Annotated in this window: 21 protein-coding genes; 8 read left to right on the top strand and 13 right to left on the bottom strand. The window is 41.7% G+C overall.

Translation table 11 applies throughout. The features are described from left to right. Positions 1 to 51: 51 nt before the first annotated feature. Positions 52 to 363 (top strand): hypothetical protein, encoded by a 312-nt coding sequence (locus tag HK413_RS06725; RefSeq protein WP_175269618.1) that lies wholly within the window; start codon positions 52 to 54, stop codon positions 361 to 363. A gap of 60 nt (positions 364 to 423) precedes the next feature. Here the strand turns inward: HK413_RS06725 and HK413_RS06720 are convergent, their stop codons facing one another. From HK413_RS06720 to HK413_RS06680, 9 genes are all read right to left on the bottom strand, one after another. Next, positions 424 to 1,257: a hypothetical protein gene (locus tag HK413_RS06720; RefSeq protein WP_175269617.1), complete on the bottom strand. Its 834-nt coding sequence runs from the start codon at positions 1,255 to 1,257 to the stop codon at positions 424 to 426. Beyond that, positions 1,251 to 2,339, bottom strand: a complete 1,089-nt coding sequence (locus tag HK413_RS06715; protein WP_175269616.1) for a hypothetical protein — start codon at positions 2,337 to 2,339, stop codon at positions 1,251 to 1,253. Before HK413_RS06715 ends, HK413_RS06720 begins: the two co-directional genes overlap by 7 nt. Before the next feature lie 10 nt (positions 2,340 to 2,349). Beyond that, positions 2,350 to 3,183: a hypothetical protein gene (locus HK413_RS06710; protein ID WP_175269615.1), complete on the bottom strand. Its 834-nt coding sequence runs from the start codon at positions 3,181 to 3,183 to the stop codon at positions 2,350 to 2,352. 114 nt (positions 3,184 to 3,297) lie between these two features. Further along, on the bottom strand, positions 3,298 to 3,534 hold the full coding sequence (locus HK413_RS06705) for a hypothetical protein (RefSeq protein WP_217452119.1): 237 nt from the start codon (positions 3,532 to 3,534) through the stop codon (positions 3,298 to 3,300). 31 nt (positions 3,535 to 3,565) lie between these two features. Continuing rightward, positions 3,566 to 3,868 carry a hypothetical protein gene (locus HK413_RS06700; RefSeq protein WP_175269613.1) on the bottom strand — a complete coding sequence of 101 codons (303 nt, stop codon included), beginning with the start codon at positions 3,866 to 3,868 and terminating at the stop codon, positions 3,566 to 3,568. Positions 3,869 to 4,076: 208 nt separating this feature from the next. Further along, entirely contained in the window at positions 4,077 to 4,376 is a 300-nt protein-coding gene (locus tag HK413_RS06695) for a hypothetical protein (protein ID WP_175269612.1), read from the bottom strand. Beyond that, positions 4,373 to 4,861 (bottom strand): hypothetical protein, encoded by a 489-nt coding sequence (locus HK413_RS06690; RefSeq protein WP_175269611.1) that lies wholly within the window; start codon positions 4,859 to 4,861, stop codon positions 4,373 to 4,375. The genes HK413_RS06695 and HK413_RS06690 overlap by 4 nt, the downstream gene beginning before the upstream one ends. A gap of 968 nt (positions 4,862 to 5,829) precedes the next feature. Beyond that, positions 5,830 to 6,411, bottom strand: coding sequence for a HEPN domain-containing protein (locus HK413_RS06685; RefSeq protein ID WP_175269610.1), 582 nt, complete (start codon positions 6,409 to 6,411; stop codon positions 5,830 to 5,832). 26 nt (positions 6,412 to 6,437) lie between these two features. Then, positions 6,438 to 7,271 (bottom strand): hypothetical protein, encoded by an 834-nt coding sequence (locus HK413_RS06680; RefSeq protein WP_175269609.1) that lies wholly within the window; start codon positions 7,269 to 7,271, stop codon positions 6,438 to 6,440. A 138-nt stretch (positions 7,272 to 7,409) separates the two neighbouring features. On the opposite strand from HK413_RS06680, the gene HK413_RS06675 reads away from it, so the two are divergent. Further along, a complete protein-coding gene (locus HK413_RS06675; protein ID WP_175269608.1) occupies positions 7,410 to 7,763 on the top strand; it encodes a helix-turn-helix domain-containing protein in 354 nt (117 codons plus the stop codon). A 159-nt stretch (positions 7,764 to 7,922) separates the two neighbouring features. After that, entirely contained in the window at positions 7,923 to 8,357 is a 435-nt protein-coding gene (locus HK413_RS06670; RefSeq protein WP_262886817.1) for an RNA recognition motif domain-containing protein, read from the top strand. Here the strand turns inward: HK413_RS06670 and HK413_RS06665 are convergent. The 4 genes from HK413_RS06665 to HK413_RS06650 all read right to left on the bottom strand — a co-directional run bounded on the left by HK413_RS06665 (position 8,304) and on the right by HK413_RS06650 (position 10,237). Further along, on the bottom strand, positions 8,304 to 8,765 hold the full coding sequence (locus HK413_RS06665) for a hypothetical protein (protein ID WP_175269606.1): 462 nt from the start codon (positions 8,763 to 8,765) through the stop codon (positions 8,304 to 8,306). The two genes, HK413_RS06670 and HK413_RS06665, sit on opposite strands and share 54 nt — an antisense overlap. Further along, entirely contained in the window at positions 8,719 to 9,510 is a 792-nt protein-coding gene (locus HK413_RS06660) for a relaxase/mobilization nuclease domain-containing protein (RefSeq protein ID WP_175269605.1), read from the bottom strand. The genes HK413_RS06665 and HK413_RS06660 overlap by 47 nt, the downstream gene beginning before the upstream one ends. Then, complete coding sequence (locus tag HK413_RS06655) at positions 9,507 to 9,842, bottom strand: plasmid mobilization protein (protein ID WP_175269604.1); 336 nt, start codon at positions 9,840 to 9,842, stop codon at positions 9,507 to 9,509. Before HK413_RS06655 ends, HK413_RS06660 begins: the two co-directional genes overlap by 4 nt. A 104-nt stretch (positions 9,843 to 9,946) precedes the next feature. Next, positions 9,947 to 10,237: a helix-turn-helix domain-containing protein gene (locus tag HK413_RS06650; RefSeq protein ID WP_175269603.1), complete on the bottom strand. Its 291-nt coding sequence runs from the start codon at positions 10,235 to 10,237 to the stop codon at positions 9,947 to 9,949. A gap of 523 nt (positions 10,238 to 10,760) precedes the next feature. On the opposite strand from HK413_RS06650, the gene HK413_RS06645 reads away from it, so the two are divergent. The 5 genes from HK413_RS06645 (at position 10,761) to HK413_RS06625 (ending at position 14,752) form a co-directional block, all read left to right on the top strand. Then, a complete protein-coding gene (locus HK413_RS06645; RefSeq protein ID WP_175269602.1) occupies positions 10,761 to 11,855 on the top strand; it encodes a hypothetical protein in 1,095 nt (364 codons plus the stop codon). A gap of 345 nt (positions 11,856 to 12,200) precedes the next feature. Beyond that, positions 12,201 to 12,785, top strand: coding sequence for a hypothetical protein (locus HK413_RS06640; RefSeq protein ID WP_175269601.1), 585 nt, complete (start codon positions 12,201 to 12,203; stop codon positions 12,783 to 12,785). Then, complete coding sequence (locus tag HK413_RS06635; RefSeq protein ID WP_175269600.1) at positions 12,782 to 13,492, top strand: hypothetical protein; 711 nt, start codon at positions 12,782 to 12,784, stop codon at positions 13,490 to 13,492. The genes HK413_RS06640 and HK413_RS06635 overlap by 4 nt, the downstream gene beginning before the upstream one ends. Positions 13,493 to 13,680: 188 nt before the next feature. Further along, positions 13,681 to 14,277, top strand: coding sequence for a hypothetical protein (locus HK413_RS06630; RefSeq protein ID WP_175269599.1), 597 nt, complete (start codon positions 13,681 to 13,683; stop codon positions 14,275 to 14,277). A 40-nt stretch (positions 14,278 to 14,317) separates the two neighbouring features. Continuing rightward, positions 14,318 to 14,752: a hypothetical protein gene (locus tag HK413_RS06625; protein WP_175269598.1), complete on the top strand. Its 435-nt coding sequence runs from the start codon at positions 14,318 to 14,320 to the stop codon at positions 14,750 to 14,752. The last annotated feature ends 1 nt before the right edge of the window (position 14,753 follow it).

Raw genomic sequence — 14,753 nt, 5'->3', positions numbered from 1 at the left:
TCAGCAAGTCTTTTTTGCTGACTACAATTTCTTTACACTGACAATTATAAAATGAATTTATTATTTCGTGTTTTGTCTCGATTATCGGCTGGTAAAGGTAGTACGGTCGAGCCTGTTATTAGGTTCAATGATGATTGGAAAAAGCTAAATGTCGAGGATAAAGTCAAAAAACAAATCATTACGCGAACAAGCTGGGAAAATCAATCAGCGACTTACTCTGAGGAGTATTATTATGGTAAAATCATTTTGATCGATGATGGTTACGCTGTGGTTAAGTATAAACATTTAGTAACCCTTGAACGCGAAATGCTAAAAGATCTTTTATGGGTTTCCGAGCTTGAATGGAAAAAAGTTCGAACCTAGATTGGCATACAAGAAATGTATGATCCAGTTTTAAGTGGTCAAATAAATTCAGTTTGGTGATTAAAGGACAATAGCGCTAGGTGTAATGCGGTTTGCCGGAACTTTGATCACTACGATGCCGCGAGGTTCAGGGTCTTTTACGGTAGAAACTATCTCCAACTTAATATTACTTTCAAATGAGCCTATCCCGTTAGGTTTTGGCAACAAGTCCAGTACCAACAAAATGCCGACTTTCGCGGATGTATTTTGATATTCCTTAGCCTGACCTAGATACTTTTCCTTCAGCGCGTCGAAAGAGGTGTCTTTAAATTCCCTTTTAACTTCAGTACAAAAATTAAACGAAAGATACTCAAAGTAGACGTCAGCACGGCCACCAGCGACATCCATTTCTTCCACCTTTATTTTTCCTCTCAACATAACAGGTTGCATGTACTCGAAATAGTCAGCTTGGAGCACATCCTCTTTTGGAAAGGACTCGGCTTGAAATAAATATTTTGCTTTAGAATGATTGGCCCCTGTGTTATCCATGCGAAGTTCCAAAAACCTAAGCGAATAAAATAGTATCGTATTGAATGCCTTGTTTATCTCTGGATAACTATAAGTGCTAACAGCCTTTAATCCATTAGTCAAATCGTTGAATTGCTTTTTCAAAATCAATGAAACGTCAGTGGTTTGATCTGCCGTGTAAGCCACAACAAACTTGTCAAATTCTGTTAAAGCATGAGCAGGGAGTTGAGCCAGTGAGGGCACAGCATCCGCTAAAGATCCAGATACCGCCCCCTCACCATTTCCCGTTTGCCACGATGATTTGTAAATTTCAATATCAGCTTGCAACTGTTGAGCAATGACAGCCACTTCTTTATCCTTATTAAGATAAAGCCATTGCTCTAACAAAAAAACCTTTCCGGCTGTTCTATGAACTTTGCCTGAATGATAGGCCTGGTTAATAATTCAAAGCCGCCGGTTGCAACCTTTTTAAATATAGTTCGGCTGCAATCATATATTTTGAGCAAGTAATTTTCTATAACAACGACTGGCTCAAGCCATGCAGGTGCTGTAAAGTGATTGAGTAATGTGGTTAGATAATCCGCCATCTCATACCAATAAAATATTTCGGTATTGCGCAGACCAACCCAGTGAATCTGTTGACTATAATTATCCCGGGCATTATAAATTGAAAGGGCGCGTTTTAACGCTTCCAACTGTTCTTTCAATTCTGATATGTTTTCTCGGTCAACAAACTTTTTCAGTGTCAAAATCGCCGCTGTATAAACATCCGCGTCGTGCCTGCCGTGTGAGCCAGCTTCCCCGAATAATTTCATGGCCGAATCAAAATTTGCTATAGCACGGGTTTGAGTTGCCGAGTTAAGTGCCTTCGTTAGAAAACACATACCTAATTCATAAAGTGCGTCATCCTCACCGACTTTAGCGGTAACGAATTCAGTTAATTTCTCGACGAGATCTTCGGTTTGAAAGTTCGTATAGCAAACACCTGTAATTTTGGCAACGTATTTTAGATATTCAGGATCATCCGTAGTTTTAATGTCTATCAAATAGCCTATCAGGCTATACCTTTTGGCTTTATTTCTGACCGCGATCTCGAAAGCGCCAAGCAGAAAGTAACCCCGAATCATCGATTGACCAGAAACATCACCGGCACGATTCAAAAGTGTGTCAAACGTGTATGCTAATTTTTGTGGCTGCATACAAAGCGTTTCTATTGCATTTCTGATAGCTATCGGATCATTATTGTCTGCAAAGCACCTAATAATAATTTCTTGTATCAAAGTTGATTCAGTAGTCTGATCAAAAATCTTCGCATCTTCCAATAATATTTTCAGGAACTCGTCCATAATCTTTGAATTCGCAACGACATTGATCAACTCATGGTAAGCATTTAGGCCCCCTAGGTCATCTACGCTGACTGATTGGCCGGCTTGCAATGATTTAATCAACAATTGTTCTATGTCTTTCATCAATATAGGCCTACCATAAGAAGTCATCACCTTTTGCATGCAACCGTTGCTTATCGTCGATATGCGCCAGTAAAGTCGGCGATGCAACCGACGCTATTATGATCTGTAACGAAGGCAAAACTTTACAAAGGCCTTCTAATCCATTGATCAAATTACTAAGGTCTTCAGGATTTACCTCTTGAGCTGCGGGAGAATCAATCACTAGAAAACCCGGATGTCGGCCTAAACCGCGTTCTTCTGCAACAGAAATCAATGCGATGGTAACGATAACTTTTAATCGTAACTGCTCACCCTTAGATACGTTAGAGTAAGAGGTTGGACTGCCATCTTTATCAATTTTAAGGTGTGGGTTGCTCGTTAGTGCAACAGACTGGTATTGACTTAGGCCTACTGTTTTACAAAAACCTAAAATCCTGTCATTAACATCCTGCAACAGTTCTTCCTGAAGATCTTTGAATCTCGCATGTGTAATTTTGATCGCCGTCTGTAAAATCTTGTTCTCGTCGATAACTTCCGCTCCCGGCTTCTCTTTTTTATCCTCAATTACAGCTGGTTTGATTGACTCAACAGTCCTTGCTGTTTTGTATTCTTCCTCTAATATTTCTAACCTCGTCACCTCGTGTTTAAGGCCATCCAGCTCGGTTTGCGCTACACGGACTGTTTGTAGATTTTCTTCGTACTCTTCCATGGCAGCTTTAAGGTCAGCTATGGATTGTTTAAGATTAGCATGTCTAAGTTTTTTTGACCGGACACTATTTTTCATTAGGTCGCACATGGCTGCCGATGCCCGCATAGATTCTTCTAGTTCGGATAAGATAATATCGGAATCATCGGTGTCGATCATTTTTTATCACAGATTGCGCAAGTATGCTCATTCTTTTCCTTTTCAAGTTGCTCTAGTGTAATTTTGCTTTCACAATGAGGACAACACGTCGGGTTCAGTCGTTTAAATACGGCATTAGCTGCTTTGTCTTCTAAAAAACCGTTGAGCTTTTTTTTCCAGAACCCATTCTTTATTAACCAGTTCTGCCTTGTCCTCCTCATCGATGAGTTCAAAATATACCGTTTTTTCTAAGGCGTAATTTGCGTTGTATTGTTTTTGTAGATCATTATAGCCCTCATTGTTGAATTTTGGCAACGGTTTTGAAGCCAACTCGTCTCTCTTCAACTTTAATTCGCTTTGAATTTCCACCAAGCGTTGTCGTCTGTTTTCTTTATCACGGTCCTCAAAAACGGTTTCGACCTCGGGCCTCACTTTTCAATTGTCCGTCTAATGCTTTAAGCGCGGCATGAGTTGATATCCATGGCAGGCCCAAAAACATGTTTAGAATTCTCGTAGGTAACCCGCTTAATGCCGTGTCGCCAAACAATGCGCCGTAGTCTGTTCCGATAAAAAGGGCCGCAGCCAGTGCGGGCCAGCCATGCACAACTTCTTTACCAGCTTCCACTTCAGAACCCGACTGTCGAAAAGAAGCAATCTGGTTTAGTCCGAGTTCATTCAGCCAAAAATCGGATACGACCTCTGCCATTTCATCTTCGCTATTGAATTCAGAAACAACACTGTTTTTGTGTCTCCTTTTAACAATTCAATCTGACCGCTGACCACATTATCTGTCTGCTGTAAGCTTAACAGATATTTTTTGTCATCTATACTAAATTTTAGTCCTGCTTCATTAATCCAACTCTTGACACCTGACTGCAAATCGGCAGAAGCTTTACCTTTAAACAACCACTTAATTACTTCGGGGCCGTTGTTTTTCCCTTGCCATTTTTATCAGAGAGTATGCCCCAAACCCCGGCATTTAGATCAGCAAACTCAAATTTGAAGTCATTATTAAATTCACCTTTTTTTTGACCTGAAAAGGATATGTCAAGAAAATTCACCCGCTTTGGAGTACCTGTGTTAGGCGATTGCTTGATATTATATTTCTTAAGAAACCGTTCTACGATTTTTCGATCGTAACCGGATTTCTCAGCGATATTATCAAGCCATCCTAATTTTTTCTTTTCAGTTGCGGCGGTCGCTTTTTTACTCATTTTGCACGGTTTAGGGCCTTAAGTCTATTAATTACTTCGTTTTTTATGGAGGGGATTTGCGTACCGAGTTGCGTAGTGGCGTAACTCATATGCTTATACTGTCGTTCTTTTAATGCACTACCTCCAAGTGATCCCGCTATTTCTTTTACCAGCTTTGCTCGTTCGTCATACCAAGCCAAAGAAGGGAATTCGGCGGTCACATCCTCAACTAATTGGACTGACAAAGGCGTTATGTAATAATAATAAGCTTTTATGGTTTCATCGGATTTATTCCCATCCCGGTAAACCAAACCTTTAGACACCAAGAGCGATAATGACTCATGTAGGTTTTCGAATGCGCCGAAACGGTAACGGATCATAGGAATTGAGCGCAGATCTGGCTCCTGATCTTCGATAATACTTTCTGCTTTGAGTAAATATTTTTCTTCACCAGTCTCGTCATATTTATTAAGAAGTTCATAAGCAAGAAAATCAGGATAACGCACCCAAAAGTCCAGAGCGTGTAACTTGGCTTTGCCATCAAAAAACCTACATATCCATCGGGGTGATTGGCGATCTGTTTAGATCCTCTTACTAAAATATAAAGTAACCGAATAGCATCTTGAACTGTAGTAGTTTGTGACATTTATAAAAGTAATGATAAAGACAGGTATTATTAAAAATACAATCATCTAATATAAAGCCTGCATCTTAAAAAGACGAATTACGAATGATATAAGCAGTTTAAGAAAACGTTCAAACTGTTAATTACGTTCCAAACTGGTTTGAAATAAGGGATAACGATAATGTCAGCAATTATTTGAAGCTCAATAAGATGGGTTATTACATTATACAATACTTGCGATGAGCAAAGGATAACTGAACATTATCCATATTAGACAAGGGTGTTGAGTAAACATAAGTTCATACTTGAATAAATCGCGTGCCATTAGCGCTCAATAGTATTTTGCCAGTAATTCTAACTCAACCCCAATAGATAGAATTTAATTAACCCAACACACTAACCCATTGCAGCGCTTAAACAACCGGCAGCAGCAAGCAGGAAAACTGTCAAGGGCGGTGCAGCCATTAATTTCTTATACTTAACAGCACCCGTTTATATACCCTTGACAGTTTTCCTGCGGTGCTAATTTTGTGACTGCGGTGCAGTGGCTATCATATCGAGTAAGGGAATAAGCAGGTGTGCTATGAAGAATGAATAGCACTCCTGCCAGCGGCAGCGAGGCTGGCGGCGCAATGAAACCCGGCGCGATAGCGCGTGGTGTAATGAAGCTGCCTGCCGCAGCTGAGAGGTTTCGATATAATACCAGTTTAAAATCTCAGCAGCAAGGTCGGACGATTAACTAACCGCCCGACATGCTACTAAGGGCCCCGGCGGTACTTTCATTATTATAAACAGCTTTTAAAGTACGTGAGGCGAGCACTTGCCCACCCGCAAATACTATTGACACTGTTATGCTTCAATATCTTTTATATATTGCTGGTAAACTCTTTCTGCTACCTGATTGAATTTTGTTACTTGTTTTGATAGTAATCTTATCGAATCTTCGTCAGGATCAAATGAACTGCTATACCGTGATTGTGAATAGGCGCTTTGCAGCAATTGATATAGTTGTGCCCCTTCGATGGTATTTAGTTCAAAGACCTCTTTTAATTCATCGGTAAACAATAAGGTGAGCCTTAGTAATCGCGACAAATTATGCATCTGTACGCGGTAGCCTATAGCGGCTTGTATGATGGCTTTTAAAACGCTTTCAACAGATTGGTGCAAAAGAAATGCTGCCAGCCTGAAATTGTTATCTGCCCTATATAATTCTGCACCTTTTAAAAAATCATTGCCCTGTTTACCCCATCTCTCCCAATTGAATTGTGCCCTTGTTAATAATATTCCCTTAGTTATTTCCGGATGGGTGGGTAATGATAATTCCGGGGATTGGTACAAAACATTTCCCTTGTCCATAACGGTTGACCAAAACCGTCTGCCTTTAATAAGTGCTTCTTTCGCGCTGTTTACTTTATGTACGATAGCATGCACATGAGCCAAATATTGACAGTTATCTTCTATCTTGTTGCTAATCTGATGCTCCGGTGTTTTTCATCATCACCTATTAATATAAGCAAGTAAAATGTATGGGGTCTTGGATGTGTTCCTAAATGAATAATCATTTGAACCTGCGGACAGCGTTTTAATATCAAATTTTTAATCTCTTCCAACCCCAACTTTTCGGCCGCTGTAGGTTTAGGGTCTATTGTTTTAAGCGCAACAGGTTCGGAAGATGTATCCGCTAAATCACTTTCAAGCTTACTTCGTTTTAAATGCGGACGACCTCCCTCGCGTTGGCAGATCAGCCAAGCCGCAGAATACAGCTTAATTAAGTTTTCATATACAGCAATAACCTCACCTGCATATAAAGCTTCTACATCCGCATTATTGTAAAGGGCTGCGTGTGACCATTCATGTAACTGATCCCTGTATTCCTGCGGCTTGATTTTTTTAAAAACTTTCTTAACAGCCTTATAAGGTTCAAGTTGTTCTTTCAGCGAAAGATTTTTAGGATAGTATTCCCATTGTTCCTTTTCTTCTTCCAATTGTTCTTCTGTAAGCTGTTCCCGCTGGTAAGAGAAATTTTTATAATTGAGTAATAGCAGATACATCGCTTCCAAAATCTTTAAATTAAGATCATAGATAAAAAGCAGGGTTCCGGGGCCATGTCGTTTTTCATCATAATGCTCATCGTTAACCACATAATAACGCCATTCCTTTAATCGCTTACCGTGACCTTTTACCGAATCGGCACTAAAAAAATCGACTACTACCGATATTGGATTTTCAACTTCGTAATGGCGAAGTGTTTTGGGGTAATGTTCCCGGGGTGCATAAGTTCCGTTGTACATGATGCTTTCTTTACACCGGCCTCCATTAACCGGCAAAACAAAAGAATAGCACTTCATCGCAGTACCGAACCATAAGCGATTGTATTTTACAATAAAGCCGTAGTTTTGTACATTTACAATAATTAATACATTTGGCTTATGGCAGAACCAACCTTACATATCGGTAGAAAGATCAGCAAACTTCGTGAACTAAGGGGAATGAAGCAGGAAGCCCCGGCTGCGGAATTAGGTATAAGCCAACAAGCGATTTCCAAGATTGAGCAAAGTGCCGAAGTAGAGGAGGATGCATTAACAAAGATTGCACATGTATTGGGCGTTACCGTTGAAGGCTTAAAACACTTTACAGAAGACTCAGTCTTCAACAACATCAATAATTTCCACGATAATTCAATACAGAATAATTTCAATCCGATTGAAAAGGTAATTGAATTGTACGAGCGCCTACTCCAAAGTGAACGAGAAAAGATTGAGATTCTAAAGAATTCAAAATAACACGAAGCCCCATAAGGGGCTTTTGTCTTTATAGTCCAGGCAAGCATAGTTCAAGTATTAGAAATGCATACGCATTTCTAAGTTTCTACATTTACAGAAATATTCATTTCTATAAATGTAGAAATCTAGTTTTCTATATCTCTACATTTGTAGCAAGTTATGTCATTGGTTAAGTTATTTGTCGGCGGGTTCCCGCTTGATATGGAAGAAATAGAGCTGGCAAAATTATTTGCCCCGCATGGTGACATCTGCACCATTAAGATCGTTCGGGATAAAAAAACGAAACTATGTAAAGGATATGCCTTTATAGAAATGAACGACAGGGCAGGTGCAGAAGCTGCCGTTGAAGCATTAAACGGGACTACACTGGATGGAAAAGAACTAACCGTAAAGATTAGTGAAGAACCAACAGATAATTCTTCACTGTCCGATGAATCTACGGTTCCTCAACGACCTCCGGTTTATCAAAAGGTGTTAAAGCCTGGCAATGAGGTAAAAAGAAAAGGCCAAGAAGGTCAGTGTAGTTACCGAAACCATTTGCTAACCCAGTCTTTGACCTTTTCTCTTCTTCCTTTTGCGTTTGAACTCATTTAATGCAGTTTGATCCATATCACCAGCATGGTGATCAGTGCCGAGCAAACTCCCGATAAGATCGCTATCAGGTAAAGCCTGATAACCCACCTGCTGCCGACCTGATGGTTGGCGTTGTAAATTTGTTCTGCGCTGCTGACTATCCTTTGTATCTGAAAAGCGAGGTTGGTTGCCGTGCTGTCCATTATTTCCAGCCGCCTGCTTGTATTTTCGATTTGCTTTTCCGATCTGATCCTGTAGTTTTCCAGTGCCCTGCTGTACATCCTTTCTATTTCCGGCAGTAACTTTTGTATCTGCGTTAGTTCCGGCTGCTGTTCCTCTTGTAACTGATTGTCCGGCTCCCCTTGACTGCTGCTCTCTTGTCCTAACATTTGCCTGGGTATATTGCTGTGCGATCTCTTTCTTGTTCATAACTGATAGCATTTTTAATGGCCTGCCATTTATAGGCATTACCTAAATGAGCGCCTTTGAACTGCATACCTTCATAGCCATAAGATATACCGCTTACAAAGCCGGTGCTGGCCTGGTTAAACAATACATTAATACCCTGTGCTTCTAATTGCTGAATGAACTGTGCAGCGTCCGGTTTCTGACTGAGTACATTCTTAATAACGACCTGTAGCTTCATTTTAACAGATGGTTCATCTGTCCGCTTCATCATTTCCAGCTCATTCTTCGTCATGGCCCTTTCCTGTGCCTGACGGCTCGAAATTACCTCGGTTAACCCATGCTGCTTTTCAAGCCTTCTCAGCACCTGTTCGCTTCGCTGGTAGTCTTTGCTGTCGGATACGACTTTACCGTCGTAGCCGATGCGATTGACCAGTATATGCAGGTGCGGGTGATCCGCATCAAAGTGCCGGAAGATGGCGTACTGGTGCTGGTCAAAACCCATGTTGTTCAAATATTCATTTGCAATAATGTTCATTTGTTCATCGGCCAGGTTCTCGTTTGGTGGAAAGTTCAGGGATGTATGGTAAAAATACTTTTGCAGGTTCGGCCTTAACATTCTGACCAAAGCCACTTCTTGCATGATAGCATCCTCTTTGCCCGATGTAAAAGTCATATCGAGGATTTTAGCAACACCCTGATCGACCTTTTGGAGGTTGTATCTTAATGCGCCCCTGAATCCTTTTCCTTTTACCTGATCCGCTGTCATTTCAATAAACAGTTAAGTATGTCTTTCTGCGTTTTCATCAATGCTGTCAGGACCGTTAGATAAGCCGGTGACAGTTTGCCTCCATGAACCTGCCTAACTGCCTGGTTCAGGTTAACGCCAATCTTGTGCAGCTCACGGTAAAGAGCCGCATTGACCGGTGAGAGCTTAATGGCAGGGAACCTGCCGGTAAAAGCTTTCTGCCTGATCCAGTTGGCCGGCGTCATTGCGGATGCCTCAGCATAAGTGCAAACGATCTCATTCTCTTCTTTTGTCAGCCGGATATTGACCTGTATGATCCTTTTATCTTCTTCCTGTAAAGCCGGTCTTCCCATGATTGTTGATTTTAAACGAAGTGCAAAATCATGCTTACCTCCGAAGGAGCAAGCCGTTTAAGCGTAGCGAAAACATGGCTTGCTCCTGAAGGCTGAACACATATCTATTTACTGAAACTGATCCGCTTGCTCTTAACTTCTCCCTTTAAGACTTTCATGATATCCTCGTAATTATAATACAGGATACCGCCGATCTTGGTAAACGGAATGGTGCCGTTATCCCTGAGCGTTTGCAGGGTATTGTTAGAAATCTTAAGCAGGTTCTTGACCTGGTAACTCTTTATAAACTTCCTTGGTTCTTCTGTAGAACCGCCGCTTATCAGCGCCTTCATTTGACCGAGCAGTCGTTCGCCGAACTCCTGCAAGTCTTCCTTCGTGATGATTTCTGCTGCCATAATTATACATTTATAGATGTCATATATTTAAACCTAAACTCCCGTCAACTGCCCAAATAGCACAGCTTGATATTGTACCCATCAGGCAAAGTTGTAGCCTTCGTCTGAGAATAGTTCACAACTTTTGCACACCTTGTGTTCTTTTTTCGGATACATTTTATCATATCATGATCCATTAAGCACAAAGGTGCTCACATGAGCTAAATAAAATTCTACCCTCCTGTGATAGGTAGGTGTTTTTATACAAAATTGAATTAAGAGAATTGGAATCTACTCCGAGTTTATCCGAGTCGGACCGTATAAAATCAGGATTAATTTTAGATAGTGGAGTTTCAATATTTATTTTTAACATTTATTGTGTCGGACGGATGTTACCTTTAATCTATAATCACACTGAATCCGCAATGAGTAAAACAACATTTGACCGTCAGCAATTATATGACCTTGTTTGGGCAGAGCCGCTGCTCGGCCTTTCAAAAAATACAATATCTCAGACGTGGGCTTACGCAAAATCTGTCTCCGAATGGGCGTGCCTGTTCCGGTAGCAGGTTACTGGGCTAAAGTACAGCATGGTAAAAAGACTACCGTAAAGCCGTTACCGAAAGACCATTCGGGTCAGAAAGAAGCCGTGTTATACTTGCGGGATGAAAACCACCCAGCCACCGTAGACGGTGTAACACCGCAGGCGGCCATGCAGGCTTTGATAGAGCGTGAGCACCCGGACGAGTTGAAACTTACTGGCAAACTCGATGACCCTGATCCATTGATTATTAAAGCCCAAGCGGCGTTGCAAAAAAGGAATGTATATTATAGAGCTGGCGATATTCTTAAGACGGAAAGCGGACAGTTAGATATTCGCGTATCTGACACGCAAATCAAAAGGGCGCTTTGTATCATGGATGCCTTTGTCAAAATCATGCGTAAGCGCGGGCGGGAATTTAAGTTTCGGAACGAAGTCACGTATATCGTTATCAGTGAAGAGGAAATCGAAATGGCGCTGCGAGAAACGAGCACGGCTACGATTCGGGAAGACCGCTGGCAAACAAGAGATCTTATTCCGAATGGCAGGCTGGAACTCAAGTTTGGGAGCTATGAACCTACCATCACCGGCAGGGACGGCAAAGTGCCAATAGAGGATCAGCTAGCCAAGATCATTGCCCGCCTGGAACTGATGGCGGAGGAAATGCGCGTCAAAACCCTCGAAGATAAAATATGGAGAGCAGCCTACGAAGAAAAAGAACGCCTGCGAAAGTTGACTGAGGAACGGCAAAAGCTGGAGATCAACTCTTTTCAGAAATCCCTGCGCGACGCAATCCGCTGGCAGGAAACCAATACTTTCCGAAATTATATTGACCATATAGAAAAGAATGCACTAATGGCGGAACAACCTGATGAAGAAATACTTGCTTGGGTGCAATGGGCGCGGAACAAAGCCGACTGGTATGACCCTCTGATCGAAAAGGCAGATGAGTGGCTGGTCAGTATTGATCGCAATGCTATTATGAAATCCGAGCCGCCAAGCACCGGACGTCGCGGATTTAGTGTAGCCTATGAAACAGCGGAACCGGATAAACCTGCTTGGCCGCTGCTGCCTTGGCACCTTAAACGGCAAGCGTAACTACCAAATGCTATTTCACCTGAAGGATAATTCGTGTAGCGCCATTCAAGGTTTATACTATCAATCGGATAGGAACGTAGTTCATTTATAAATTGTAAATGTTATCTGGGTATTTTTACAATCGTACTTAAACCTAAAATATTATATCTTTCATGTATATTTAACATTGCTTAACTATTATCACTAACTAGACATTTCCTGCCGCTTAATTTAACGTTTTACCGCTGGTGTTCTAGAATATAATCCGCCTCATGCCGTTAATCATCAATAGCTTTTCTGATACTACTAAAAAAACAGAATGGTCCTCGGCCCTTAAGAATTGCCGTCCATACGTATAACGCTTTATTGATAAAGGCAATTGCTGAACTTGATCATTACAGTCAGTTTACACATATCCACCCCGTCGCCAAAATTCAAAAAAGCGGAAGAAGAGAAAAAATCGCGGGTACCATCGCCAGAGGCAAATACGATATTCTCCTGATGATCGATGATGGTAAAACAGACATTGCTTCTTTCAGATCGATCGCAGCCAACTATATTATCGTTTGCCAACTAACCCCTGCGGATGAAAATTACCTGACCTATAGCACTCGGCACGGTCGTCTGATCACGGCGATTCTCAGGAGTTTCAGTGCATCAGGACTTTTGTTTTTTCCGATCGATCGCGACCCGATGGCGGTCTTGGCTTGGTACAGGTCCTTTATTAGATCACTCACTGAAAATGCGACCATTTTAAAAGCTATTCAGGCAACAGTAAAAGAAGGTTATTTGATCCAGATCCCAGCTACTGCAACTGACCAACCTCTGGAAAAAGGTTTAGCGTTCTTGGCTGGTCGATTTAAAAAGCTTTACGACCAAAACTATCCTCAACTTGGCAACGCTAAAAAGACAAGGAATTGCGGCGGCAGCTCAATGAAGTTAAAACCATGATCGACACGGGTGGAAGGTTTAACCCCTCCAATAAAATGCAATTGGCGTCAAATGTATCCCAAATATTTAATAGACTGGTTGATGTTAATGAAGTGATCAAAACCAGGCAGGCACAGACCCGTTCAGTTGCTACAGTACTAAAAAGACAGGATAAAGTTGGAAGAATTCTTGATTTCCCGTCATTGTTAAAAGAGGAGATCCAGATAAAACCCCACACTGAAATAATAAGTTTTTCACGTGAACCGGTACAAAAGGCAACCGTTTCTGAGATGGAGAACTCTGTACAGGAAATTCCTAAACCCCAACCGTTGACCGTACAGGATCCGCGCTATCTTCAGGCCGCAATATCGGCTGAGAAGGAACCCGATATTTTAATTGAGAAATTTCTGAAACCTGACACTACCTATAATTTAAGTGTTTCTATCGGCAGGCTTAAACAAGGGATGATAGCCGCAGATGAATCCTTTCCGGAAGAGGATATTCTTATAGATGTTCGGACGCCTGAAGAACCGCTGACTATTGTATTTGAGCCTTCCGATAATTCAGAGGCTCAATCACAAATCTTATTATTACCCAAGCTCCAGAATAGTCTTACTGTTAATTTTGATTTTCGTACACCTGATAGCGATACTGTATTTAGCGCTGATATCAAAGCCTTTCATAAAAACCGGCTGATCCGAGGTCGTAGGTCTGGCCGCACCAGTTAAAACTGTCGGTGATGAGAATGAACCAGTGAGATCTCTTTGAAAACAACTTTTTCTGTTAGGCGTAACCTCGACGGATTGGGTGAAAGGCTCGACTTTAACCTGGCGTTACATTACCAAGAGCAGGATGGTCAGCCAGTAGTAACCGGCGTTATCGAAAAAAGCCGATTAAATTTAATACCGGCGGCGGATTGCAAAATATTGTTGACCATATCAAAAGAACTATCGAAAAGGCTGCCCGGGAGCCTGAGGATCACCCTTATGATCTGGGGGATCCTAATAATCAAAAACTATTAGTGAACCCGGCGATGTCCGGTACAGACTTGTACAACAATTTGATCCGCGGGCAGGTAACCGGGGACGGGCCGCTGCAGGTTGTGGCTAACAGGGCTGTTTTCGCCCCCTTTGATTTTATTTATACCCTTTCTGTCCCAAAATACACTGCCAAATTATGTGATCAGGCTAAAGAAGCGCTCACCAATGGCAAATGTCTGGATTGCTTTGACAAAAGTATTGATCCAGCTGATCATATTTGCCCCTTTGGTTTTTGGAGCTTCAGCCGTATCATTGAGCGTTTTAAATATGATAGTGATCATATAAATAACCAGACTTCAGATTTGCTGGTCTATTCTGAACCGGCAAGCGGTCGTAATACGCTCAACATTCTGCAAAATACGATCCACGGATCTTCGGAGCGGGTTAATTTTAACGACCCCGATCTTCGCCATAAAATATCAGATTTCATAAAGACTACTACCAGCGCCAGCACGGTTGAGACCTCGGGATGATTGGGTTTTACAAACGTCAGCCACAGAACCGGAGACAATTGTGCTGATAACTCATATTCAAAAGAATAGCGAATTCAACGCGAACGAACTGGAAATCGGAGGCGATGTGCTGCCTCAATCGCACTTTGGACCCAAACATTTATTGAAAGATAAAAAGCCATTTGCTATCGTTCTCGGTTGCGAGGTAGACAATGTCAATAACCGGGGCTTTGATGTCAGCAGTGAATTTCTAAATAAAGGTGCGGCCATAGTCATCACCAATTTTACAAAAATATCTGGTGACGAAGCTGCTAAAATAGTCATGCGTTTGGTGGAGTTGCTCAAAACTGACAGCGGCAGAGGGATCCAATTAGGTTCTGTGATACTTAAACTTAAACAACAATTGCTGGCAGAAGGGATCATGTCAAGCTTAAGTCTGATTGCTTACGGCGACGCGGATTGGATTATCAGTGCTGAAGCGGTTTCCAAATCATAAA

The sequence above is a fragment of the Mucilaginibacter humi genome (assembly GCF_013087555.1).
This window is presented reverse-complemented; position numbering and strand designations above follow the sequence as displayed.

What these genes read in the sequence shown, in the direction of transcription:
- HK413_RS06725 (WP_175269618.1), top strand. Translation starts at nt 52, where the DNA reads ATGAATTTATTATTTCGTGTTTTGTCTCGATTATCGGCTGGTAAAGGT.
- HK413_RS06715 (WP_175269616.1), bottom strand. Translation starts at nt 2,339, where the DNA reads ATGAAAGACATAGAACAATTGTTGATTAAATCATTGCAAGCCGGCCAA.
- HK413_RS06710 (WP_175269615.1), bottom strand. Translation starts at nt 3,183, where the DNA reads ATGATCGACACCGATGATTCCGATATTATCTTATCCGAACTAGAAGAA.
- HK413_RS06700 (WP_175269613.1), bottom strand. Translation starts at nt 3,868, where the DNA reads ATGGCAGAGGTCGTATCCGATTTTTGGCTGAATGAACTCGGACTAAAC.
- HK413_RS06695 (WP_175269612.1), bottom strand. Translation starts at nt 4,376, where the DNA reads ATGAGTAAAAAAGCGACCGCCGCAACTGAAAAGAAAAAATTAGGATGG.
- HK413_RS06680 (WP_175269609.1), bottom strand. Translation starts at nt 7,271, where the DNA reads ATGTACAACGGAACTTATGCACCCCGGGAACATTACCCCAAAACACTT.
- HK413_RS06675 (WP_175269608.1), top strand. Translation starts at nt 7,410, where the DNA reads ATGGCAGAACCAACCTTACATATCGGTAGAAAGATCAGCAAACTTCGT.
- HK413_RS06670 (WP_262886817.1), top strand. Translation starts at nt 7,923, where the DNA reads ATGTCATTGGTTAAGTTATTTGTCGGCGGGTTCCCGCTTGATATGGAA.
- HK413_RS06665 (WP_175269606.1), bottom strand. Translation starts at nt 8,765, where the DNA reads ATGAACAAGAAAGAGATCGCACAGCAATATACCCAGGCAAATGTTAGG.
- HK413_RS06660 (WP_175269605.1), bottom strand. Translation starts at nt 9,510, where the DNA reads ATGACAGCGGATCAGGTAAAAGGAAAAGGATTCAGGGGCGCATTAAGA.
- HK413_RS06655 (WP_175269604.1), bottom strand. Translation starts at nt 9,842, where the DNA reads ATGGGAAGACCGGCTTTACAGGAAGAAGATAAAAGGATCATACAGGTC.
- HK413_RS06650 (WP_175269603.1), bottom strand. Translation starts at nt 10,237, where the DNA reads ATGGCAGCAGAAATCATCACGAAGGAAGACTTGCAGGAGTTCGGCGAA.
- HK413_RS06645 (WP_175269602.1), top strand. Translation starts at nt 10,761, where the DNA reads ATGGGCGTGCCTGTTCCGGTAGCAGGTTACTGGGCTAAAGTACAGCAT.
- HK413_RS06635 (WP_175269600.1), top strand. Translation starts at nt 12,782, where the DNA reads ATGATCGACACGGGTGGAAGGTTTAACCCCTCCAATAAAATGCAATTG.